Source organism: Vibrio sp. PSi01 (assembly GCF_054960695.1).
In genome coordinates this window covers 135,124-162,018 of the sequence record NZ_JBHNYN010000010.1, presented here as the reverse complement: position 1 = coordinate 162,018, position 26,895 = coordinate 135,124, and the positions used below count along the sequence as shown (strand labels likewise).

Annotated in this window: 10 protein-coding genes; 5 read left to right on the top strand and 5 right to left on the bottom strand. The window is 44.6% G+C overall.

Features of this window, described 5'->3' with window-relative positions:
• Positions 1 to 36 precede the first annotated feature (36 nt).
• From ACFI6G_RS14820 to ACFI6G_RS14810, 3 genes are all read right to left on the bottom strand, one after another.
• Positions 37 to 447, bottom strand: coding sequence for a type 2 periplasmic-binding domain-containing protein (locus ACFI6G_RS14820; protein WP_016768828.1), 411 nt, complete (start codon positions 445 to 447; stop codon positions 37 to 39).
• Between the two features lie 9 nt (positions 448 to 456).
• On the bottom strand, positions 457 to 1,605 hold the full coding sequence (locus ACFI6G_RS14815; protein ID WP_016789851.1) for a hypothetical protein: 1,149 nt from the start codon (positions 1,603 to 1,605) through the stop codon (positions 457 to 459).
• A gap of 131 nt (positions 1,606 to 1,736) precedes the next feature.
• Entirely contained in the window at positions 1,737 to 3,350 is a 1,614-nt protein-coding gene (locus ACFI6G_RS14810) for a methyl-accepting chemotaxis protein (RefSeq protein ID WP_016788221.1), read from the bottom strand.
• Between the two features lie 365 nt (positions 3,351 to 3,715).
• On the opposite strand from ACFI6G_RS14810, the gene ACFI6G_RS14805 reads away from it, so the two are divergent.
• The 3 genes from ACFI6G_RS14805 (at position 3,716) to ACFI6G_RS14795 (ending at position 6,997) form a co-directional block, all read left to right on the top strand.
• Complete coding sequence (locus tag ACFI6G_RS14805; protein ID WP_016784196.1) at positions 3,716 to 5,299, top strand: response regulator; 1,584 nt, start codon at positions 3,716 to 3,718, stop codon at positions 5,297 to 5,299.
• A complete protein-coding gene (locus ACFI6G_RS14800) occupies positions 5,293 to 5,625 on the top strand; it encodes an Hpt domain-containing protein (protein ID WP_010429358.1) in 333 nt (110 codons plus the stop codon). Before ACFI6G_RS14805 ends, ACFI6G_RS14800 begins: the two co-directional genes overlap by 7 nt.
• Positions 5,626 to 6,100: 475 nt before the next feature.
• The gene (locus ACFI6G_RS14795) at positions 6,101 to 6,997 is read left to right on the top strand and encodes a sigma-70 family RNA polymerase sigma factor (RefSeq protein WP_016792795.1); all 897 of its coding nucleotides are present in this window, start codon (positions 6,101 to 6,103) and stop codon (positions 6,995 to 6,997) included.
• A gap of 205 nt (positions 6,998 to 7,202) precedes the next feature.
• Here ACFI6G_RS14795 and ACFI6G_RS14790 read toward each other — a convergent pair whose 3' ends face one another.
• Positions 7,203 to 7,550: a hypothetical protein gene (locus ACFI6G_RS14790; RefSeq protein WP_462710341.1), complete on the bottom strand. Its 348-nt coding sequence runs from the start codon at positions 7,548 to 7,550 to the stop codon at positions 7,203 to 7,205.
• Between the two features lie 217 nt (positions 7,551 to 7,767).
• Entirely contained in the window at positions 7,768 to 24,993 is a 17,226-nt protein-coding gene (locus tag ACFI6G_RS14785) for a tandem-95 repeat protein (RefSeq protein WP_462710340.1), read from the bottom strand.
• Between the two features lie 186 nt (positions 24,994 to 25,179).
• Here ACFI6G_RS14785 and ACFI6G_RS14780 point away from each other — a divergent pair, with 186 nt between their 5' ends.
• Together ACFI6G_RS14780 and ACFI6G_RS14775 are read left to right on the top strand one after the other, a co-directional pair.
• Complete coding sequence (locus tag ACFI6G_RS14780; RefSeq protein ID WP_016768822.1) at positions 25,180 to 25,542, top strand: hypothetical protein; 363 nt, start codon at positions 25,180 to 25,182, stop codon at positions 25,540 to 25,542.
• 3 nt (positions 25,543 to 25,545) lie between these two features.
• On the top strand, positions 25,546 to 26,895 hold the full coding sequence (locus ACFI6G_RS14775) for an HlyD family type I secretion periplasmic adaptor subunit (protein ID WP_010429317.1): 1,350 nt from the start codon (positions 25,546 to 25,548) through the stop codon (positions 26,893 to 26,895).

The window sequence follows — 26,895 nt, the reverse complement described above, 5'->3', positions numbered from 1 at the left end:
GTAGATCTTTATTGAGCTATGTTGTATCGCCAGAAATTAGTACTTAAGAAGTACTTTGACATCGCCAGTAAGTGCAGCTTCATCAACATAACCAATCGCGTTCGTGTTTGAAGCGACTTGATTGATTACGGCACTGTAATCAGCAACTTGGACCGGCGCTTCAGCTTTACCAGTGAACACTAAGCGAGCCCAAGCGGATTGCAGTTGGGACTCTGAACGACCCGTTGCTACTTCATGAAAAGCAATACGACCTTCAGCGCCATCAACAAGCTCAACAATTTGAACTTTACTGCCATTACCCAGTTGGTTTGATTTACCCATGAATAATTTTTTCACATCAGCATTGGTTAACGCATCAACACCTGCGCTATTGCCGATAACAACCATACCCGCAGCAGCATTAAACGAAATAAACGTTGCTGCCATAAGCGTTAGTAACTTTTTCATACTGATACCTTAGAATACGAAGTCTAACTTAGCTGAATACAAGATTGAGTCATCTTCAAAGAAATTGCCTGTTGCGAAATATGTACCGACTGTTTCGATATTCTCTTGGAAGCCGCCGCTAGTACCTTTGTAGTCAACGTAAGTAACATCAACTTTAAGTGACATATTCTTAGCAAAATCCCAACGTGAACCAACAGAGTAAGATAGACGCTCGTAGTTTAAAGCCTCTCTAAGAGCAGACTGAACGCCTGTCATATTAGTACGCTCTTCATTGTCAGTCGTTTCTACCCAGTTGATTGATAAATAAGGAGTAAACTCATTGACTCTATAGCCAACTAAAGCAGAAATTGATTGATAGTCATAGAACTCACCATCTAGCTGCACATCCGCACCTTCGATGTTAGCGATTAAATCACCGTTGTCATACTGTGCACCAAGTGAAATAAACTGACCGTCTTTACTGTCTAACATTTTGCCCATTCGACAATATGGGTCAGCAAACAGACTATCGTCGTTAAAGTTACAAGATGGGTTCGATTCAGCAACAAAGTAAGAACCACGGAACGTCATATCCCCTACGTTCCAGTTCGCACTCACACCCATCAATTTGTCTAATTTAACTTCGCCAACAATAGAGTCGTCTTCGTCAATGGTGCCAACACCAATAACGGGTTGAATCAATAAACTTGAATTATCGAATTCTACTGGGATCAAGAGATCAGCACCGGTATAGCTTTTTAAAACGATATTTTCGTACAGCTCTTGCGAAGGACGAATCATCGGATAAGCGTAACCAAGATCCGTGTAATCTGAGTAGAAAAACAGCGGTAGGCGTAGCTTACCAGCACGAGCAGTAAAACGTTCAAAGTCGTATGATGCATACGCCATCTCGATCTTTGGTTCGTAGTCATAACGACTATTCGCAACAATCTGCGTTACAAATTTAGCTTTCTCATTCACATTAAAGTCAAACTGAAGTCCAGCAAGCGTCTCTTGCTCCCATTGCAGATTATCGCTGGTATATCCCGCATAATTGACATCATTGTTCGCTTTACCGATTCCAACCGAACCAAAACCACTAATATTAATATCTTCCATACTTGCAGCATTTGCACCACAAGCAACACTCACCAAAGCAGCAATTAGTGTCTTTTTCATAACGAACTCCACAGTTATGTTTTAGTTTTTATTATTTTCAGCCCCAAATTCGAGGCAAACTCCCGCTGTTCTTCTTGGTGAAAACCAAGAAAAACGTCACTTAAAAAAACAGCAGGAAGAATTGAGGAAAGCTAACGGATCTTAAAGTGACCCGTTAGTTCAGATAGGTTTCGTGTGATTTTTTGAATATCCTGAGCGACTGAATCGACTTGTTGAACACTGTCAGTAGTACCTTCAGCCATATCACGGATATCCGTTACAAACATTTCAATACGAGAAGAGGTCTGTTCTTGCTCTTCAGTTGCCGATGCAATGCTATCGTTACGTTGACTAATTTCCATCACATCATTGGTGATCTGAATAAGAGATTTCTCCGCCACCAACGACTGTTCAACACAATTCTCAGCTTTGATTGCACTTTCCGAGATAATTTTTGACGCCATTTTAGCTTGCTCTTGCAGCTGAGACAGCACGGACTGGATCTCTTGCGTAGAGCTTTGTGTTCTTGATGCTAATGTACGAACTTCATCAGCCACAACAGCAAAGCCTCTGCCCTGCTCACCCGCTCTGGCCGCTTCGATAGCCGCGTTTAATGCAAGTAGGTTAGTTTGCTCTGCGATCGCGCTAATTGAATCTAGTATCGATCCTGCACTTTGCGTATTGGTATCGAGTTGCCCAACCACTTGAGAAGCTTGACGTACATCTGTGGTGAGTTCTTGTACCGCAAGAATAGTACTCTTAACTTGCACTTCGCCCATAGACGCTTGCTCGCTCGCACTTGTAGCAGACAAAGATGCATCACTTGCATTGTGAGCAATATCTTTAGCCGCGCTAAATAGCTGCTGTAACGATTGGGATACTTCTTCAATAGCCAAGTGTTGATTTTTGGACAAAGTGCGCGTGTTTTGGCTTGTGCTCACTAAAGAACGCGAAATAGAATCCAACGCCACCACGTTTTCAATGGTGTCTGTCACATTACGTTGTAAGTGAGAAACAAATGAATTAAACGAATCAACTAGTGGTTTAAGTTCATCGTTTTTCTCATGCTTCAGCCTAACTGTTAGATCACCTTCGCCTTCTGCTATGTCTCTCATTTTGTCACTGATATTGGCTAAGTCTTTACGTATTGCATAGACAACAAACCAGCCAAATAAACACAATGAAATCAATGCAGCAACACCAAGCACTCTCATGATCCGGTTTGAACGAAGATTGTTTTCTTCAAGGGAAGTTACCGAGCTTTCGAAATCAGAAATTCGAGCCTCGGAAAAGTCATTAACCCCTTTGGTTAAACCTTCTAGTATTTCACTGCTCTGTTTAGCCAGTTGCCCTGCTTCACTTAATGAAATATCTTCGTCAATCATTCCTTTAGCTATTCGATACGCTGAATCAAAGTAAGCTTTCGTACTTCTTTGAAGTTCAGTAATCGAATATTTTATGGATGGATCTAACTCAGACTGCAGTTTAAAGTTCGCAATAATCGCCTTGTATGTTGTGACGTTCATTGCCAATAATTCTTCATCACCCAACGTCACCGCTAAATTAAAACGTTCGGCGAGTTGAGGTATTAACACTCGATTCATCGAAGATGAGTCCATTATCGGATAGATAACTTCATCAATTCGATTTACTTGTTGATTGTTATTACTTAAGGCCCTTTCGCCCACAAATAAAATACTACTGAAGCCAGCAAAAGAAAAAAGGCACAAAGCCAAAACTTTATTTTTTATAGAAAGGGAAAACATCAAATATCCTTATAAACGGAATAATATACCGTGTCTTATTTGTAAGAATACTTGCGCGTGTACGCGGCAACAATTCAGATAAAGCATGATTACCATAAATAATTTCGATTAAACACATAAATACGGTAAATTATATGCACCTAGATTTGTAACAGTTATTAGCGCTTAGCATCAAGACTTCTATCGCAGACCAAAGCTATGGACACTAAAACTCAATTCAATTCAATTCAATTGCTCTTTTAACCCGTGAATAACTAACATAGAAGCAATAACATCAAGTGGTCTCATTAAAGAATACGCCATCTTGACAATGTGCAACTTGACACCTAAATTGACCTTATAATCGAATTTTTGGGAATGACAATTTGACCTTATCGCCAGACCTAAGGGTTTTGATTGTAGACGACTCTAAGAGCGCCACCATTCTTATCAAACAGCAGCTAGTTGGTTTGGGGATTCCGCATAGAAATGTTTTCATTGCGACCAACTACCAACAAGCGATCAAAGCAGTCGAAAGTCACTCTTTCCATGTCCTTCTCATCGATTATCATCTAGAACAATCTTTCACTGGATTTGAGCTGCTAGGGATTCTCTATCGAAACCGACTGATCGATCATACCGTTGCAATTATATTGCTCTCTGGTGATATGCGTCAGGAAACGGTATTGACAGCTTTATCCGGCGAAGCGCACCACTTTATTTCTAAACCAATCAATACACTTGCTCTTGGAAAGAAAATTCAAACCGCCGTCTTTGAAGCAAAGCAAATTAGCCAGCTTACAAACCTATATCCAATCAATAATCAAGTAGCACTCAATTCAGCATTAAACATTCCAGGAAAGGATACCAAGGTACAGTTCGAAGCAACGCTTATCGAACACTTGATAGCACGCAAAAAGTGGGAATTGCTCTCATATTTACTTAATAAATCTGGAACGAACATGCATCCAACCAAACTGGTAGCAGAAGCTTTAATTTTGGACGGGTTGGGTAAGCCAAAGTCAGCCATAGACAAACTGCACAACTACCTTGTTGCTCAGCCTCTTTCTTTGAACGTGATTGATTGTTTAAGCTGTATTTACGAAAAACACCAGATGTTAATACCAGCGTTAAAATTGGCGATACGAGCCTTTGAATTAACACCGAGCATCAGCCACCGTGCGATTCGCGCCATCGATTTAGCTGAGAACGTCGACAATACTCAAGTTCTGATCAAGTTAGGGGAGATTTACGCTAACAGTATTTCATTAGCAGACCTCGACGTTATTCACTCTATATCGACCTATTTCAACGCGTTGAGAGCAACATATGAACGAGAAATGCATGTAACCAACAAAAAATTGTTGATAGAGCATGCAGGACAATTTACGACACAGGTTAATCTAAAACTACCAAATCACTCGCAAAATCAAATACTTTCAAACCTAGCGATTTTCCATTGTCATATTCTGATATTCGAAAAAAATGAAAAACTTGCTCATCATAAATTGGTAAAAGCGACTACTTTGCTTTCTCATCGTTTTTACGATGGCCCAACGGATTTACTCAACCAATTGTTACCTTTACTAGATCACTTTGGGGAATACTCTATGTACCGTGCAGTGACGAAATGTATCCTATCTCGCGGTGATCCTGTATTGCATCAAATTCAACCAGCAACACTGTCTCCTTCCACTTTGATAAACCTAGAAAGTGTGGATTCAGTAAATGATCTTAAGAACTATATTCACAATTACCCATATTCTGTAGCCGCTAAACTTGACTATTTATATGCTGTAAATAAAACTCAAATACAAGAACAACTTAGTGACGATTTCGTACAAGAAATCACCCAACTAGAACTTCCAGAAAAATGGAAGACATGGGTTAGCGACTTATCACTCAAGGGGTTTATCACCAAGCCACCTTGCCCATTTCCCACAATCAGCCGACGGGAGTCTATATGCTAGATTTTGACGCTTTAAACACCTATTTAGACAATGACCAAGAAGTCATTTTTGCAGTATTGTCTGTGTATCAAGAAGATCATGGCAACTCATTAGACGAGATAAAAGAGTTGGTACAACAACAAGATTGGGGCAAGCTTCATTTTACAGTGCATACTTTAAAAGGCATCTTAGCCAGTTTCGGCGAAGAAACGGCCACGGCGGCCTTGGAGCGAGTCGAGCAAAACACGCTCAATAAACTCGCACCTAAAGATGAGGATCTGTCCGTAATCTACAGCGAAGTGAAGATCATCAACAAACAGATTGATGAGGCGCTTAGCGCTTATTAACAGCCTCAATGTGCAACTAACCCGTTATTATCTTCTAGTTGTTCAGATACTCGATAGAATTAAACAAGCTAATAGAGTTTAGACTTGACTCGTTACACTTATCAGCAGGACAAGATAGAGAGTTGAAGTATTCTAAGTAGAACCTTAACTCTTGCCACTTTCTTTGACGCTAGCTTTCAAATCACACAAGCTATAAACGGCTATAAATTCACACCACCTATCTGGGAACACCAACGCATAGATCACGCGTTATAACCCATGCATGTTCATGTTTTCAATGAAAAAGCAGTACATTTAATGAAATGCAAAATAGCTAAATATTTGTAGATCTTTTTGTGACTGGAGTATACGAAATTGCATTTTATTTATTGGTAAACGAGAAACTGTTATCTACACTCTAATAAAATCGAGCGTTAATCACTCAGTAGCATAATAATAAAATAAAACGTTCAGTCGGCTAAATAAGGACAAGGAAATGAACAAAGACAGTTTTGCTGCGTTCCAGGAGCTCACGGATCACCCTCCTACTAAAGGCTCATTGACTACCACGACTGAACCCTATGCGTATTATCTAAAGGATCTTGTGGGCATTGACCTTCTATCTCGTGAAGATGAAGTGTATTACGCTAAATTGAATTGCGCTGGTGATAAAAAAGCGCGCGATGTAATGATCGAATCAAACTTGCGCCTGGTTGTAAAAATCGCAAAAAGTTACCTAAAGCGTAAAGGTAATAACTTCACTCTGCTCGACTTGATCGAGGAAGGTAATATTGGCTTGATCAAGGCCATCGACAAATACGACCCAGAACCCGGCTATCGTTTTTCAACCTATGCCGTATGGTGGATTCGCGAAAACATCGAAGCCGCATTAATGAATAAGGGTCGGACTGTCCGCTTACCGGCTCATGTGTGCAAAGAAATTAATAGCCTCGCATCAAAGAAGTTAGATATAAGCAAAAAAATGAGTAAAGAAGTTTCTATCTCAGAGCTATCATCAAGTTCTGGCGTTAAGGCTGAGCGTGTCGATAAATTGGTGGCGTTAAGCGGATTTATTGACGTAACAACAACAGTAGGCATTAGCCATGCTCCACTTGTGTTGGAACAATGCGAAAGCGAATGCATCCCCGACCCTCAACAAGACTGTGAAGATCAATCATTCACACACGCGCTTGAGCAAATCATCAACACACTGCCACCGAAATTGCAGAAAGTTCTCATTCACCGCTTTGGTTTCTTTGATAACAAGGTGAAAACACTTTCGGAGGTGGGAGAAATGTTGGATGTAAATGTGTCTAATGAACGTGTTAGACAAATGCAGAAAGAAGCGATCGAAAGAATTCAAAAACGACTGAAATTTGATGGCTGGGTCTAAGCAATTAAGAACACAAAACTTAGCAACTAGAGCGCTGAATAGCTAGATTAGACATTTAAAGAACAATCATAAGGGTGAGCTTCAAAGCTTGCCCTTTTTGTTTGCCTACTTCGTTAAAACGTTTGAACGATCAGAAGTATATAAAGCAAAGTGCCATTTTGTTGGCTAAACAGTCTTACAGAGAAACATAGGAGTATTGATTACTTCAAGAAGTAACACGTTCACTGCGTAAAATAAGGTAATTCACATAGGTAGTTTCAAGGCAGTTTTGTTCCCACAAAGACAAGATGCGCTTAGTTGCAAAGTAATAGTCTTTATTCCTCAATAACATGCCAACCGTACGACTTAGTTTCTCAAACCGTACTTGGTCGCTTGCCGAAATATAAGAGTCTTCACTTTGAATAATCGGAGCCAAACCATCGGCAAACCAATTGTTCAGAATTTCTCGCATCTCTAACTCAGATTCAGGCACATCGATACTCGACAACTCTCGATGTTGAGGTGGTGGCACTATGTATCTAGATGCTTGTGGTGAACTGACATATCGATACATGTCGTCCCTCCTTTTAACTGACTCTTCTAATAATTAAGGACACTTTTATTCGTTCACAAGTTTTAATGTCCAGTTTTTTATAGCAGTTTTTAAATGAGAATAATGAACAATAAATGACAAATAAAAAGCCATGCAAACCCTCTCTGCATGGCTTTAATAAACGCAACGTTATGCGCCTATTTGCTTCTTAGTTCAAAAGACGACTGAACTCATTGGGTTAAATTTGGCTTTGGTCTAAGTCGTTGCCTTGATCAGTTCCAGTTTGAGAATCTGAATCGAAGCTGCCAGAATCGTCGGTGAAGTCAATACCTTGCTCTTGACCACCTGAACTTGTCCAGTCGCTGCCGCCAGACTCCATACCTGCCATGTCCGGTTGCTGTTCTTGCGTCGAACCTTGCATGGTGTATTGATCGTCGATCTCAACTTCAACAGAACCGCTTGCACCGTCTATTGAGCTACCCAAATCATCGTAACCTTGGAATTGCACCTCGCTAGTCCCTTCATAACCCTCAGGAAGTTCTACGGATACAGGCTGATCTAGGTTGCCACTGATTGTGAAGCTACCATCACCGTTATCCAGTGCGTTGCTCACAGTAGCGCCTTCAGGTAAGCCAGACATATCAGCGTAATCAACCGATTCGTTACCACTCACCTCATCTGGAACCGAGATAGAAATAGTATCGCCCGGTGCCGCTGTAACATCAGCCACGCTGTTCTCGACTTCAGTTTCAACATCTTGAACTTGGTCAACAGTTTGCTGAACCACATCTAGTTGTTGCTCTTCTGTTACTTGAGCAGCTTGAACTGGTGGTTCATCACTTTGTGCTGAGTTATCGGCTACTTGGATGCTTAAGCTGTGGCTTGATACTTCGCTGCCATCGTTGACTTCAACATTCATCGCTAAATTGCCATCGAAGTCTTCGTTTGGCCAGTATGTCCACTGACCTTCGCCTGATTCAGCGAAGAAGCCTGCATCATTCGCGTCGGCAACATCAGCAACTTGTGCAGAATCACTCACACCTAACTCATCCACCAGCTGTGACTCTGTGATGATTAATGAACCATCACCCGCTAAGACATAGCCTTCGCTTAGGGCTAATTCTTCGGCATCTTGTATATCAACATTGAAGAAGCTTTCGATACGGTTTTCGCCATCGGTCGCTATAAATCCAACTTGAACATCGCCGGTGTAGTCTTCAGCCGGTGTGAATTGATAGTTACCTTGGTTATCGCTCTCAATTACGCCCTGACCTTCCATCAAGCTTACTGACTCAATGCTCAAGCTATCGCCTTCTGCATCGCTCAGGTTCGCTAACATGTCCTCATCAGTGAACGACAAGGTTGTATCCGCTGCTATTTCAGTGGTTGTGATGCTGTTAATTTCTGGAGCTGCATTCTCTCGCGAGTCACCTTCTTTCACGACTACGCCAGTTTGCTCATCATGAAGCACGCCGTCTTTATCAATCACGTAAGCAATGTCTGCTTCGCCAGTAAAACCTGATGCTGGCGTGAACGTCCAGGTGCCATCGCCATTATCGACAATCTCACCTTGGCTTCGGTCTGCTAGATGAACCAGTTTCACTTCATCATCGCTATCAGCATTCACATTTTCAGCTAAACCGATTAGGTCGTCCGCGGTTAGGATGATGGAATCACCCGCTAGGGTTTCGAAATCACCTGAATCGATGCCATCTTCGAACGCTTCTGGTTCATCTCCGTAATCAACCGTTGTTGCGCTAACCGTTACGAAGAACTCACCATGGAAGTCTTCAGGAGGCGTCACTTGAATGTTTGAGATATCCCAATCGAACAGGTCGATGTATTGACCCGGCTCGGTGATCATCACGGTATTTACACCATCCGTCACCTCAAATCCAACCGGAAAACCTGTCATCACCAAGTTACTGAGTGTTTCTGAATCATCGACTAAGCCAACGTTCAATCCTAAGTGACCCGTTTCATCTTCACCGAAGACTAATGGACCGTCATGGTCAGTTGAAATAACCGCACCATCTGCGGCAGGACGTACGTACACAGGAACATCGAGAACCGTTTCGAACTCACCGTCACTTACGACAACTTGTAGGTCTGAAACGCCTGCAAAGTCACCCGTTGGTGTGAATGTCCAAGTACCATCGCCGTTGTCTGTTACTTCTCCGCCATCTTCACCGTCTGCGGTGATGATGCGTGAAACCACAAGGTCAGCGGTATCAATGTCACCGAACAAGTTCATCAAGTCGCCAGCATCAAAGGTGAACGCGCCATCTTCGTTTGTGGTCATCATTGCGTTGCCGACGTTAAATGGTGCGTCGTTAACCGGAATGACATCCACATTAAGCGAGCCATCAACCACTTCTTCACCATCAGTTGCTTGATAACCCAGTTCTACCAAGCCATTGAAGTCTTGAGTAGTCACTAAGTGATACATGCCATCTGGCTGCTGAGTTAAGGTCGCATTGGCTGGAGCACGAACCGTGATGCTTTCGATGCTGATCTCGTCACCATCAAGGTCTGTGACTTGATCCGCGATGTAAGCAGGGTCAATCACCATGACCACATCTTCTTCGCCTTGCATCTCAATCATTGGCGCTTCAGGTGCATCATTCACTGGCGTGACATCGATGTTACCGTCGACTGAAATTGTCTCTTGGCCATCACTAACGTTAAACGTCATTGGCACATCGCCATTGAAATTTTCGTTTGGCGTAAATGACCAAGTACCATCTTCGTTGTCTAACAACTCACCCAAGCTAGGATCGATTTGTAGACCAGAAGCTGACAGCTCGTCTGCGGTGTTATCGATGTCGGTAGCTTGAGCTAACAACATATCTTGTGTGATAAGAATGGTGCTGTCTTCGGCTGTGGTTAGTTCCACTTCCTCAGATTCTGGTCCATCGTTCACAGCCAGAACTTCGATACCTGCCGTTGTTGTTGCAGTCGCACCGTCGTCATCGGTCACGACCACATCTAAGCTGATATCACCGTTAAAGTTCTCACTCGGCGTGAAGGTCACAGACCCGTTATCGTTTTGAACCAAGGAGCCGTCAGAGCCTGAATAAGTCACGCTTTCAAGCGACACTTCACCATCAACGTCTGAGCTATTAGCAATCAACTGCTCAGGGCTCAATGTGATGGTGCCATCTTCGTTCATTTGGTAAGACGTTGCGCCTGCCACTGGTGCATCGTTAACGTCTGTTACCGTTACGTCGATGTTTGCATCAACCGTCTCTGTACCGTCAGATACTGAGAAGTCCAGACTTACTTCACCGTTGAAGTTTTCGTTTGGAGCAAAGGTGTAAGTGCCATCGCCATTGTCGGTAAACACACCCTCTGCGCCAGTGTAAGACACATCAGCAACTGAAAGCTCATCACCATCAATATCAGAAGCACCCGCTAGCAGTTGCTCGTCTGTAAAGGTAAGTGAACCATCTTCTTCAATGGTGTAAGCGACATCTTCTACAACCGCGATGTCATTCACTGGATTCACAGTAAGGTCGGCCGTTGCAACAACCGTTTCAGTACCATCAGAAAGGTCGAAGCTAAGGTCAATATCACCATTAAAGTCGGCATCCGGTGTAATAGTAAATGAACCATCATCGTTTGCCGTAACGGTAGCGTTATCACCCGCGGTTAGATTAGCCGCGGTAAGATCATCGCCGTCCAAATCCGATGCTTGAGCAAGCAGTTGTTCTTGGCTTAGCGTGATTGAACCATCTTCATCGACTGAGTAAGCCAAGTCACCTGATACTGGTGCGTCGTTGACTGCGATTACATCAATACCCGCAGTAGTTTGAGCCGTTGCACCGTCGTCATCAATAACCGTCACATCAAGGTTGATGTTGCCGTTAAAGTTTTCATTTGCTGCGAAGCTGTAAGTGCCATCACCATTGTCAGTGAAGATACCGTCCGCGCCAGAGTAGGAAACGTCGCTAACGGATACATCACCTTCAATGTCTGAGCTGTTCGCAATAAGCTGCGCTTCAGAGATGGTAATCACGTTATCTTCGTCAACGCTGTAGGTCGTTGAACCTGCAACTGGCAAGTCATTAACAGCAATGACGTCGATACCTGCAGTTGTTTCAGCAGTTGCGCCATCTTCATCCATTACAGAGACATCAAGACTGATATCACCGTTAAAGTTTTCGTTTGGAGCAAAGGTGTAAGTACCATCACCATTATCAGTGAACACACCATCGGTGCCGCTGTAGCTGACATCGCTGACAAACACTTCCCCTTCAACATCTGAACTGTTCGCCAGTAGTTGCGTATCGCTTAGGGTAATGCTGCCATCTTCTTCAACACTGTAAGCAGTGGTTCCAGCAACCGGTACGTCATTAATTGGGACAACTTGCACATCAATGTTTGCCGATACAACATCGGTACCGTCACTGACATCGTAAGTTAGGTCAACGTTACCATTGAAGTTCTCGTTTGGAGCAAAGGTATAAGTACCATCGCCATTATCCGTGAACACACCGTCGGTACCTTCGTAATTAACCGATTCGACAGAAAGGTTCTCGCCATCAATATCCGTTGCACCAGCCAATAGCTGTTCATCAGTAAAGATCAACGACCCATCTTCATTAATGGTGTAGTCGTGGTCGTAAATAACAGAAAGGTCGTTAACGGCTGTAACGGTGACGTCTAGTTCTGCTGGAGTAACACCACCGTTGCCATCGTCCACGTTATAGCTAATCGAGAATTCACCGTTGAAGTTCTCTTCAGGAGTGATAGTGTAAGTGCCGTCACCATTGTCAGTGATAAGCGCGTTCTCAATTGAGACATCTCCAACACTTGGTTCGTTACCACCCGTTTCACCAGAGTCTCCATCTTCATCACCCGTTAGCAACTCAGAGATATTAATGCCGTTTTCATTCGCGAGCGCTTCTTCAGCCGTTGGCAAATCAAACGCATTCTCGCTGCCTACATCTTGGCTTGGAACTACAACACCATTAACGATATCAAACACATGCCAATGCTCACCCGTTGGATTGTCAGGCAAGTCTGGAGTAAAGGTCTCAACCAAAGTATCGCCAACAAACACCTGAACCTGCACATCTTCAACACCATCTACATCCCAACTTCTGTTGGTGTAGTTGTGTACTGAATAGTGCATGTCAGCATCTTGATAATTTGGAATAGTGATGGTTTCAGGGCCACCGCCATTTGTGTCATCAACATCTTGTTGGACGACATTGCCTTCACCAAGGTCGTGGCTCATATCGCGGTAATAGATATGGTCTAACTCATTGCCATTCTCTGTATCGTAAAGCCATAGGTGATTATCCATATCACGAGGGCTCTCACCCCAGGTCACGACGATACGCATATCTGTTTCTTCAAGGACTTCAGATATTGCGGTTACGCCACCATTGGTATCTTCACCTGCTGGTATAAGGAAGCTGCTGGTAATAGAGCCTTCTTGTTCAATAGTTACGGTACCTTGGTCAACAACTGGACCACTCACAGAGTAGTGACCAAATTGGTCTGTCACCGTAGTGTATGAGTGACCGGCGTTATCGGTCATTGTGACGTCTGCACCAACGACTGGGCTACCCGTTTCAGCATCCAGCACCGTACCGGTTACGGTCGTTTCATCGCCCTGCTCTCCGATAATTGCGGTCATGTCATCGTCTTCGATGTCAGTCGCGAATTGTAGGAGTTCTTCTTGAGTAATGGTGTACGAACCATCTTCTTCAATGGTTATCGCAACATCAGCAGAAACAATTGGCGCATCATTAACTGGATCAACCGTCAAACCTAAGTTAGCCGCAATCGGTGTGTCACCATCGCTGATACTGTAAGCCACATCGATGTAGCCATTGAAGTTTTCGCTTGGAGTGATCGAGAATGTGCCATCGCCATTATCGACAATCGTTGCATCATCTCCCACCAAGGTTAAGTCGGAAGCGACAAGATCACCACCTTCAATATCAGCGGCATTCGCAAGTAGTTGCTCCTGCGTGATCGTGATGACATTATCTTCATCAACGTTCGCGTAAACATCAGATGTCGTTGGCAAGTCATTAACTGGGTTTACCGTCAGATCGGCGTTTGCCACAATTGACTCTGTACCATCCGAAATATCAAAGCTTAGGTCGATATCGCCATTGAAGTTCGCATCTGGCGTTACCGTAAAGGTGCCATCACCATTATCAACAACGGTTGCATTATCGCCCGCACTTAGGTTGCTTGCCGTAAGCTCATCACCATCCACATCAGAAGCTTGAGACAGCAATTGCTCTTGATTCAGAATAATCGAGCCATCTTCATCAATGCTGTACGCCAAGTCGCCCGATACTGGTGGATCGTTAATTGGCAAAACATCAATACTTGCGCTGGTGGCAACTGTCGCACCGTCTTCATCTGTCACCACTACATCGAGGCTCACATCACCGTCGAAGTTTGCATTCGGTGCAAAGCTGAATGTGCCGTTACCGTTGTCAGTAAAGATACCGTCAGCGCCTGTATAGTTAACGCTATCAATCGCCACTTCACCTTCGATATCAGAAGCGTTCGCCAACAGTTGCTCGGCACTGATGGTGATAACTTCGTCTTCGTTGACAGAGTAGCTGGTTGAACCCGCGACTGGTGGATCATTCACCTCAAGAACAGTAACTCCAGCTGTCGTTGCTTCCGTTGCCCCTTCTTCATCGGTAACAACAACATCTAGACTCACTTCGCCATTGAAATTTTCGTTTGGCGAGAAGGTATATGTACCGTTACCGTTGTCTTCGAATACACCATCGGCACCGCTGTAAGCCACACTATCAATCGCAAACTCACCTTCAATATCTGAAGAGTTCGCTAGCAATTGTTCGTTACTGATCGTGATGGAGTTATCTTCATGAACCGTGTAAGACGTGCTGCCCGCCACTGGTGGATCGTTCACCTCAAGTACACTAATACCCGCGGTGGTTGCTTCAGTTGCGCCCTCTTCATCGGTAACGACAACATCAAGGCTAACTTCGCCGTTGAAGTTTTCATTTGGCGAGAAAGTATACGTACCGTTACCGTTGTCTTCCAAGACACCATCGGCACCTGTGTAAGCCACACTGTCAATCGCGACCTCACCTTCAATATCTGAAGAGTTGGCAAGTAACTGTTCGTCACTGATAGTAATTGAGTTGTCTTCATGAACCGTGTAAGACGTGCTACCCGCAACAGGTGGATCGTTCTCTGGTGTCACGCTCACATCAATATTGGCTTGAACCGTATCGGTACCATCTGATACATCAAAACTGAAGTTCACATCACCATTGAAGTTTTCGTTTGGCGCAAAGCTGTAGCTTCCGTCGCCATTGTCAGTAAGAACACCGTCGGCGCCAGTGTAAGTCACACCTTCAACCGATAGGTCATCCCCATCGATGTCTGTCGCACCTGTTAGCAAGTCTTCGTCAGTGAAGTTCAAGACGCCATCTTCACCAATACTGAAGGCTTGATCTTGTGGTTGTGGTAAGTCATTAACCGGGTTAACAGTTAAGTCAGCGGTAGCAACAAGTGTGTCTACCCCGTCGTTGATGTCGAACGTTAGGTCAATATCACCGTTGAAGTTCGCATCTGGTGTGATGGTAAAGCTACCGTCATCGTTAGCGGTAACCGTCGCATCACCATCAACCATTAGGTTGGAAGCGGTTAAGTCATCACCGTCTACATCATTCGCTTGAGATAGAAGTTGCTCTTGGCTCAAGGTAATCGAACCGTCTTCCTCAACGCTGTATGCCAAGTCTCCTGATACTGGAACATCATTGATTGGTAAGACATCAACCGCAATATGAGTATCAACTTGAGCGCCGTCTTCATCTTGAATGGTCACATCTAACTGTACTTGGCCATTGAAGTTTTCATTCGGTGCAAAGCTACATGTGCCATCACCATTGATGGAGAAGATGCCGTCTGGGCCATCGTAGTTAATCTCGACGAGCTGTACATCACCTTCGATATCAGATGCGTTCAATAGAACTTGAGTCTCATTGAAGGTCAGTACAGAATCTTCATCGACAGTGTATGACGTTGGACCAGCCACAGGAGGGTCGTTTACCTCAAGGACTGTAATACCCGCGGTAGTCGATACGGCTGCATCGTCTTCATCCACAACAACCACATCAAGGCTAACTTCGCCATTGAAGTTCTCGTTTGGAGAGAAGGTATATGTGCCGTCACCGTTGATTTCTAGAACACCGTCACTGCCACTATAGGTAACACTATCAATCGCTACTTCCCCTTCAATATCCGAAGAGTTCGCTAATAGCTGTTCGTTACTGATCGTAATGGAGTTGTCTTCATGAACGGTGTAAGACGTGCTACCCGCCACTGGAGGATCATTCTCTGGCGTCACGCTGACATCAATGTTAGCAGTTACCGTATCGGTACCATCTGATACATTGAACGAGAAGTTCACATCGCCATTGAAGTTTTCGTTTGGCGCAAAACTATATGTGCCATCGCCGTTATCTGTGAGAACACCGTCTGCGCCAGTGTAAGTCACACCTTCAACACTTAGGTCGTCCCCTTCAATGTCCGTTGCACCCGTTAATAGGTCTTGGTCATTGAACGTTAACACACCGTCTTCACCAACTGTGAACGCTTGGTCTTGCGCTTCTGGACCATCATTCACTGGTGAAACGGTTAACTCAAGATTGGTAGAGACAACATCATCACCATCCGATACATCAAATGTGAAGTTAACATCGCCATTGAAGTCAGCATCTGGCGTTAATGTGTAAGTACCATCACCGTTATCGGTAATCGTAACGCTCTCATCATCAGTTGCTAAATTCAGAGCGGTCAGCTGGTCGCCATCGAGATCACGAGCATTAGCTAACAAGTCTTCTTGCGTAATGATGATAGAACCATCTTCTTCCACAGTTGCAGCAACAGGAAGTGCTTCAGGTGCATGTTCAATGTGGGCGCCTGTCGCGTTAATGTAGATGGTTTGAGAGACCGTTTCAGAATCATCATTCGATAGCTCTGTTGCGGTTGCTGTTACATGAACTTCAAGCTGCTCGTTGAAGTCTTCTGGTAACTGGATTTGTAGCGCATTTTCGATTGCCGTTGTTGGTAAGTTCACCGTACCATCAGGACCAACCGTCACTTCACCACTGTAGATTTGGCTGTTCACTTCACCGACATCGATTGTGAAGTTGAAGTCTGAATAGTCAGCATCACCGCCACCATACAAATCTTCAAATCCGTAAACGAGCTCGCCATCTTCATTAACCGTCGTGCGAGTATGTTCGATACCATCTTGGTTTAGCTGAGAGCTTGAACCACCATGGAAAATCGCGTCACCATTCTGGCCTTGAATCACGGTTTCGGTTCCATCTGTCGCAACAAAGACAAGTTGAGGATCAACCGTATCCATATTCGCTGGCGAACCATCCTCAGCACGGAACTCGTACTGACCGTCTTGCATCGCATCAAAGTCGTTGTGTTGATGTCCGTTTGGAATCAAGAACAGATTGAAACTCTCACCTTCCTCGACTTGGAAGCTGAACTGATCTTGCCCAGGAACAAGGTCACCGCCGCCATCAACTTGTGATGCGTTTTCATAAACGACTTCAACACCCGTGATGTTACCGTCTTCGTCAACTTTGTAGTAACCCGCGGTGTTTTGGTAACCTGCGGTTTCACCTTCAAACGTTACAGTGATTTCAGTATCGTTGTAACTGGTGATACCGTTATCTTGGTCATTCAGAACGCCTTCGTTATCGTATTGAATGACAGAGCCTTCCGGCACACCATCAACCGTTACAGTCAGTGTTTCTGATAGATCTTGGTCGACAAGCGCCGCTGCAATGTTCAGCTCAACAATACCGCCTGGCTCAACCAAAATAGCTTGATCATCAACGTTAACGCCATCGCCATCGGTGATCACAAGATCCGGCGCATCTGCGACCGCTTCAATGTGAACATTGAGGTCTTGCTCGACTTCAGTTGTGCCGTCGGTAACTGTAAAACTGAACTGTAGATCGCCACTAAAGTGCTCTTCAGGAACGAAGCTGAACGTGCCATCGCCGTTATCGGTGATTGCGCCTTCATCACCAGAGTAATTGATGCTAGTAACGCTTAAGTCGTCGCCATCAATATCAATTGCACCACTCAACAGTTCTTCTTGAGTGAACAGGATGCTGCCATCCTCTTCAATGTGATACATGCCTGGAGCAACAATTGGAATGTCATTCACCGGATTAACGGCCAATGTCATGTCATTAGAGGTACTTAACTCACCGTCGCTCACCTCATAAGTGAATGCAATATCACCATTGAAGTTTTCCGAAGGCGTCACTGTGTACGTGCCATCACCATTATTTACGATGGTGGCGTTTGGATCATTGGTTTCCAGCGCACTCGCAAACAGCTCATCACCATCTTGATCGCTCGCGCTTTCCAACAACATCTCTTGTGTAACGAGAATTGAACCATCTTCGTCGACATCTGCAACCATTGGCGTCGCTTCTGGCGTGTCATTGACGAACTCAACTTTTAGGTCAATGTTTGCGGCAACCACGTCAGTGCCATCGCTAACGTCAAACGCTAAGTCAACATTGCCGAAGAAACCCTGCTCTGGCGTTAATGTGTATGTACCGTCACCGTTGTCCGTGACTTCTACCGTGTCGCTCGCGCTAGTCACATTCACAACAGACAGCTCATCGCCTTCAACGTCTGTCGCTTGTGCTAATAGCTCAGCTTCGGTAATGGTGATTGCTTGACCATCTTCCGTTGTGAAAGACATATCCGGTACGTCTGGCGCATCGTTGATTGAATTTACGGTCAGGTTAAGATCGGCTGCCACTGTCTCAATTGCGTCAGTGACATCGTAAGTGAACTCAATCTCACCAAAGAAGTCTGCACTTGGTGTGATTGTGAAGCTACCGTCTGAGTTTTCTACAATAACCGCATTTGGATCGTTGGTCGCAAAGTTAACCGCTTCAAGGTTGTCACCATCGACATCGGTTGCATTCGCCAACAAGTCCTCTTGCGTAATGGTGATTGAACCATCTTCATCAACCGCCGCTTCAATTGGGCCGCTAACTTCAGGGCCTTCGTTGACAATTTCAACGTCGACTGTTGCAATGCTTGGCGCGCTTGCTTGACCATCACTGATATCGAAGGTCAGATTCACTTCACCAGAGAAGTTCTCTGCAGGCTCGAAGGTGAAGGTATTATCACCGTTATCCGTTAAGGTACCTTGCGTTTGGTCTGCAAGTAGTAGGTTTTCAACATGAAGAATGTCACCATCAACATCGGTCGCACCAGACAATAGGTCTTTCGCTTCGATGATCATGGAGCCGTTTTCAAGCATTTGGGTGTGTAGCGGCTCACCTGGAACAGGAATATCGTTGACTGGTATAACTGTTAGATCTAGGTGCGTTGCTACTTCATCGGTGCCATCGAAGACTTTGTAATCGATGTCGATTTCACCATTGAAGTTTTCATTCGGCATGAAGGTAAACGTGCCATCGCCGTTGTCGACCAAGTCACCGTGATCACCACCGTAAGTGATGTCAGAAATAGACAGCGTATCGCCTTCCACATCTGTAGTGTTCGCCAATAAATCATCAGCACTGAAAGTAATACCTTGGTCTTCGTCTGTCGATAGCACCATTGGACCAGAAACGATTGGTGCATCATTCACCGACTCGAAGTTAATGTTAATGATGTTGTCGTCGGTCAATTCACCATCGGTAACTTGATAACCCAGTTCGATTTCACCATGGAAGTTTTCATCCGGTGTTACCGTCCAAGTACCATCACCATTATCAGTCAGTGTTGCATGCTCTGAGTTTTCACCCACCAGCTCTAGATTTTGAATATCAAGGTCGTCGCCATCAATATCAGAGGCTTGTGCCAGTAACTGTTCTTCTGTAATCACAACAGAAGCAAACTGAGCAGAACCTTCCGTATCGATAGTGATATTTGGAAGATCAGCCGTTAGCTCGATTTCGTTGTCACCCGCATGGATGTTCAACTCAACCGTTTCAGTGATTTCAGAACCGTCTACACCAATCGAAGTAAACACGGCTTCATCATGACAGGTTTGTGACACTGTCATGTTTTGAACGACGTAAGTACCATTTCCTTGTACCGTACCGAGTTCAAAGTAAGACACAGGTTCAGAGACGGTAAGCGTGTAATCAGTCTCATAACCACCACGATCTTCTTTGTGGTAAGTCATCGAGTCAATTAGGTCGCCATCCTCATTGAATGCTTTGATTTCTACTTCTGTAAAGTGACGTGAATCTTCCATGAACCAACCACCTAAACCATCTAGGTGGAAACTGATTTCGTTGATGTCTTGGCCTTCAACTGAAACAGTCAGTTTTTCATCACCACTCAGCCCTTGGCGATTGGTATCACCAAGGCCGTGACCAATGTGTGTGTTACCATTCCAAGCGCCAAGTGGATCATCGTTACTTTGAACCGTTACCGTTAAGTCGCCATCCGAGAACTCACGCGTGTATGGGTCTACTTCTGTGCCCCAATCGTCTACGCTCGCATTATCGTCGAAGGTACCAATTTGCGTGGTATGTGTTCCTTCAGCCAGAGCACCCTCACTTGGAACAAAGCGTACTTCTGTATCAGCAGGCACTTCTTGTCCGACTTCCAGTACTACCCACTCATTGTCAAGATTTGCTTCGATGATGCCGTTTTCTGGTGCTTGATCCAGGCGTAGTGCCGGCTCTTCACGAAGCGTCACACCAACCGTTTGGTCTTCTTGTGCTTGAATGAAGATTTCTTCGCCCGCTTCTGGCGCATCATTAACTGGGTTAACCGTTAAGTCGAGTGTGGTTAGAACTTCATTGTCACCATCACTGATGCTGTATGTAAAGTCCAACTCGCCATTGAAGTTCTCTGTGTGCGTGATGGTGAATGAACCATCGTCATTAGTAACAATTGTTGCGTCTGGATCGTTGGTTTGTAAGTTAGATGCCGTTAACTCATCACCTTCAACGTCAGTTGCATTCGCAAGTAACTGCTCTTGAGTAATGGTAATTGAATTATCTTCGTCTACCTCAGCCTGAATGTCCGAAGTTTCAGGTCCATCATTCACAGCAATAACATCGATGCCAGCGGTTGTTGTTGCGGTTGCACCGGCTTCATCAACGACAACTACGTCTAGTGAAATATCACCATCGAAGTTTTCATTTGGCGTAAAGGTGTAAGTACCATTACCGTTATCAACAAACGAACCGTCGTCACCAGCGTAAGTCACGCTCGATAGAGCAACGTCACCTTCAACATCGGAAGAGTTCGCTAATAACTGCTCATCACTGATCGTGATTTGGCCATCTTCTTGAACTGTATAAGACGTTGAACCTGCGACTGGAGGATCGTTCTCTGGCGTTACGCTGACATCAATAACAGCAGCCGTTGAGCCTGTGCCATCAAAAACATCGAATGAGAATTGAACCTCACCATTGAAGTTCTCGTTTGGAGCAAAGCTGTATGTGCCGTCACCATTGTCACTCAGAACGCCGTCTGCGCCAGTGTAGAGCACGTTTTCAATCGACAGTTCATCACCATCAATATCTGATGCTCCTGCGAGTAGGTCTGCGTCTGTAAAGAGTAGTGTGCCGTCTTCTTCAATTGAGAACTGTTGATCTTGCGCTTGTGGCAAGTCATTCAGCGGATTCACGGTAATGTCTAGGCCAACTTGAACTGAACCACCGTCGTTATCGATGATATCGAAGTTCAGGTCTAGGTCACCGTTGTAGTCTGCGTCTGGTGTAATGGTGTAGCTGCCATCGTCGTTTTGTTGGATGGTCGCGTTTTCATCGGTCGACAGGTTAATAGCTTCTAGGTTTTCGCTATCAATATCACCCGCTCGAGCTAGCAATTGATCCTGGCTCAGAGTGATCGAGCTATCTTCATTAATGGTATAAGCCAATTCACCAGAAGTCGGTGGATCGTTGATAGGTAGTACATCAACATTAATATGAGTATCAACCGTTGCGCCGTCTTCATCTTTAATGGTCACACCCAGTTGAACTTGACCATTAAAGTTTTCATTGGGTGCAAAGCTACATGTACCATCACCATTTACGATAAAGATTCCGTCCGAGCCGTCGTAATTGATGCCGACTAGCTCTACATCGCCCTCAACGTCAGAGGCATTCACTAAAATCTGAGATTCGCTGAATGTAAGAACAGAATCTTCATCAATGGTGTAAGACGTTGGACCTGCAACCGGTGGGTCATTCACTTCTAGAACGGTAATGCCCGCGGTGGTTTCATCAATCGAACCATCTTCATCAGCAACAATCACGTCAAGGCTAATATCACCACTGAAGTTTTCATTAGGAAGGAAGGTATAACTGCCGTCACCGTTGTCTTGGAACACACCATCTGTGCCGCTGTAGGTCACGCTATCAATCGATACCGCGCCTTCAACGTCAGATGAATTTACTAACAATTGCTCATCAGAAATAGTAATGGCATTGTCTTCGTTCACCATATATGAGGTAGAACCCGCAACTGGCGGATCGTTCTCAGGCGTGACGCTAACGTCAATGTTGGCGCTGACTGTTTCTGTACCATCAGACACATCGAAACTGAAGTTCACATCACCATTGAAGTTTTCATTTGGCGCAAAGGTATAAGTACCATCACCGTGGTCGGTCAGTACGCCATCGCCACCTGTATAGCTAATACCTTCTACGGTTAGGTCATCACCATCAATATCGCTCGCACCAGTCAATAGATCGGCATCAGTAAATTGCAGCGTACCGTCTTCTTCAATACTGAATTGTTGGTCTTGAGGAGCGGGTAAATCGTTAACTGGATTAACAGTAAGATCTGCAGTTGCTTGAACCGTGTCAGTACCATCATTGAGGTTGAATTGAATATCAATGTCACCATTGAAGTTCGCATCTGGTGTAATGGTAAAACTACCATCATCATTAGCGGTTACTGTCGCGCTACCATCAACCGTTAGGTCGCTCGCAGTTAGGTCTTGGCCTTCAACATCAGACGCCTGAGACAGCAACTGTTCTTGGCTCAATGTGATTGAACCATCTTCGTTAACGTTGTACGCCAAGTCACCCGATACTGGCGCATCATTAATTGGCAGAACATCAACATTGATGACAGTATCAACTTCTGCACCATCTTCATCACGAATAGTCACATCAAGCTGAACTTGGCCATTAAAGTTCTCATTCGGAGCGAAGCTACAAGTACCATCGCCATTAACCGAGAAGATACCATCTGGGCCATCGTAGCTAATACCAACAAGCTCAACGTCCCCTTCAACATCAGAAGCATTAAGTAGCACTTGCGATTCATTGAATGTCAGTACTGAGTCTTCATCAATGGTGTAAGACGTTGGGCCTGCAACTGGCGGATCGTTCACTTCAAGAACGGTAATTCCAGCGGTTGTGGCATCGGTTGCACCTTCTTCATCAGTGACAACTACATCCAGTGCTATTTCACCGCTGAAATTCTCGTTTGGTGAGAAGGTATAAGTACCATTGCCATTGATTTCAAGGACACCGTCACTACCAGAGTAAGTCACGCTGTCTATCGATACATCACCTTCAATATCTGAAGATGTTGCCAATAGTTGTGCATCAGAAATGGTAATCGAATTGTCTTCATTAACTGTGTAAGACGTAGAACCCGCGACTGGCGGATCGTTCTCAGGAGTCACGCTAACATCAATGTTTGCAGATACGGTATCGGTACCATCAGACACATCGAAGCTAAAGTTAACCTCACCATTAAAGTTTTCATTTGGCGCAAAACTGTATGAGCCGTCACCATGGTCTGTCAGTACCCCATCAGTCCCTTCATAACTGATGCCTTCAACCGTTAAATCATCACCCTCAATATCGGTTGCGCCTGTAAGCAGGTCTGAATCGGTAAATTGTAGAGTTCCATCTTCTGCAATACTGAACTGTTGATCTTGAGGAACTGGTAGGTCGTTAACTGGGTTAACCGTAAGGTCTGCTGAAGCTTGAACTGTGTTAGTACCATCTGAGATATCGAAGTTGATATCGATGTCGCCATTGAAGTTCTCATCTGGCGTAATCGTGAAGCTGCCATCATCGTTTTGAGTAACGGTTGCATCACCACCAACCGTTAGGCCGCTGGCCGTCAGGTCATCGCCTTCTACGTCAGATGCTTGAGAAAGCAGCTGTTCTTGGCTTAAACGAATCGAACCGTCTTCGTCCACTGAGTAAGCAAGGTCACCCGATACTGGCGCATCATCAACCGCCGTTACACTCACATCGATGTTTGCGGACACCGTATCAGTCCCGTCAGACACATCGAAGCTGAAGTTTACGTCGCCGTTGAAGTTTTCATTTGGCGCAAAGGTGTATGTGCCGTTACCGTTGTCGGTAAGAATGCCGTCGCCACCATCGTAGGTCACACCTTCAACCGTTAAGTTGTCGCCTTCAATGTCTGTAGCACCTGTTAACAGGTCCGCATCAGTGAAGATGAGTGTGCCGTCTTCTTCTATTTCAAAGGTTTTATCTTCTGGTTCAGGCGCGTCATTAATAGGACGAACCGTTAAATCAATTGCGCTGCCTACGATTTCTTGGCCGTCGCTGATATCAAAAGTTAGATCAAGTTCACCGTTAAAATCTGCAGAAGGAACAACCGTGAAAGTGCCATCACCATTATCTTGAACCGTTGCATCTGCGCCGACTTGAACGTTAGAAGCAACCAGTTCATCTCCATCAACATCACTTGCGTATTCGAGTAATTGTTCTTGAGTGAATGTTATGGAGCCATCTTCATCCATGATGTATGCCAGGTCTTGTTCTACTTCTGGCGCATCATTTTCACTTTCTACTTGGATTTTGAACGTTTCGCTTACTGTTTCAGAATCAAAGTCATCCTCTACTTCACTGATGCTCTCTTCATCAGAAGCTTGAACATCAACTGCAAACGTCTCTTCTATCGTTTGTGAATCTAAATCGTCATTAGCTTGTTGCTCACCAGAATCAGAAGAATCAGCGTTAAGCGAAGCAGATGTTGTTGCTGCTTGACCTTGCCCTTCATTACCTTCCGCATCTGTCCCACCGTCAGAAGACGTGCTTTCTCCACCACCTACAGCTTGAGCCCCTGCTCCTGAGCCGCCACTCCCAGCTGTGGCACCATCTGTGCCTGTCTCTGTTGCTGCACCATCAACCACGTTAGATTGAGCAGCATCTGAATCACTACCGCTTTCTGTTGTTTCTTCTTGAACAGCCGCGCCAGAAGCAGAGGCATCTTCAGCATTGCCTGCACCACTCGGGTTATCTTCTAAAGCCTGATTTATTTCGTCTGCCGCATCCGTATTTTCAGCACCCGTCGCTACCGTCGACGCAATCGTATTTTGTTGATTTTGTTGATTCTGCTGTTGGGAGGGCGTACCCGCGTCGTTCGTGTCCGTCTGTTCTACCGCGTCATTGAGATCTTCATTTTGGTTGTTTTGGTTATTTTCGCCTGCCATTACAGCCTCCGTTGCTACTAGCTAACTGATCGTATTTAGAGGCATTAAAGGACACCATTTTGGAAAACCAAGTTTTTATACAACTTTTTTTATATTTTTGTTTTTATACATAAAGAATCAAAAAAAATTTGAAAACTGCTTTTAAAGATCCTTAGTTATTGTGATTAAAGCAATTAAGGCAGTGGAATGATGATAGACATGACGAATTTGTTGCGTTCAATCGACAACAACCACAAAGGGCTGCAATTGCTGTTAGGCGACTTTTATAAGAACTTCTCGGACGCACCAATGAACATAGAGACACTTCATAAAGGGAATCGTTTTGACGAACTCAACAACTACTCTAAAAAATTGAAGACCATCTTAACGTTGTTATGTGACCAAGACCTGCCGCCAAAAATGGCTAAGCTAGAACATTTGAGCAAACACGAGTTCCCTGCACCGGAAGCGCTTTTAGAGGATGTAAAAACTGAACTACAAAACGTCAATCGACAAATCAATCACTTGCTGGATATTAAGGAAGTGGTCGATGACAAGTCATCGAGGTAGGTCATGAGTAATAACCAAATAGAGCACCACCTTAGAAAAGCACTCGTTTCTAATAACGAGGCTTCGAAGGTGACGGCAGATGACACCATCGTACTTGCGAGTGCCATGACCAGCGTTCATAAAACCTTGCTCATCATCTTCCTGCTCGCTTTGGTCGCTATCGCCGTGGCGTCACAGGCGCGCATTGACATTGTCGTTTCTGTGCGTGGTGAGCTGCTGTTGGAATCTGACGTTGAGAAGGTTCAACACTTAGAAGGCGGCATTTTAGAAGAGCTGTTAGTCAGAAAAGGTGAAGTTGTATATGAAGGTCAACCTATTGCCCGAATCCGCTCACTCGACCGCAACACCCAACTCGATACCGTGAACACCGAAATCATTCAGTTGGAACTCGACAAGATTCGTTATGAAAGCTTGCGCGACATGATCGAACCAAACTTTGCATCTTATATCGAAAAATATCCAGAACAAGTCCAAGTCAACATGAACACTTGGCAACAAGAATTTTCCAAAAACCGTTCAAACGAAGAGCTCATCACTCACGATATTAAGCACAAGAACTCGTTAATTCGTTCAATGCTAAAGCGTCGCAAAAGTTCAGAAAATCAACTATCTCTAATACGCAAACAGCTCAACATCAAAAACACGCTCTATAAAGAAGAGATGGCGTCTTATGTCGATGTTCTCAACATGAAAGTACAAGAGTCCAATATGGTACGTGAGATTGAGAACCTTGACGAGTCGGTCATGAACGAACGTTTTCAGCTCGACAAACTCGAGAAACAACATCGAGATTTGGTTGAGAACCGTAACTCCGAGTACCAAGCGCAAATCATTCAGGCCAATAAAGATCTCAAACTGAAACGGATCCTACAACCGCAGCATTCCGACAAGGTTGACCGCTTAATCGTCTACTCGCCAGTTGATGGTGTGGTCGACAAACTGCACTTCAATTTCCGTTCAGCTGTGATTCCGCCAGGCGAGAGTATCGCAGATATTGCCCCAATAAATAATTCGCTACACGGTGAAGCGAAGATCCCGCGTAAAGACATGGGGTTTGTTGAAATTGGCCAAGCGGTGAAAGTAAAAATGGATACTTATAACTTCGCAAAATATGGATTTGTTGAGGGAACCATCGCCTCAATCAGCCGTTCATCCTATGAAGAAGAAGATGCTGAATTCTATTTGGCAGAGATTGAGATTGATCGAAACTTTCTTGAACGAGGAGGCACTCAATACAAGTTATCGCCTTATATGGAATTTACCGCCGATGTAAAAACAGGCTCGCGTCGCGTGATCGAATACGCAGCGAAACCTGTGATGTCTGCCATCGAAGATGCATTCGATGAGAGGTAA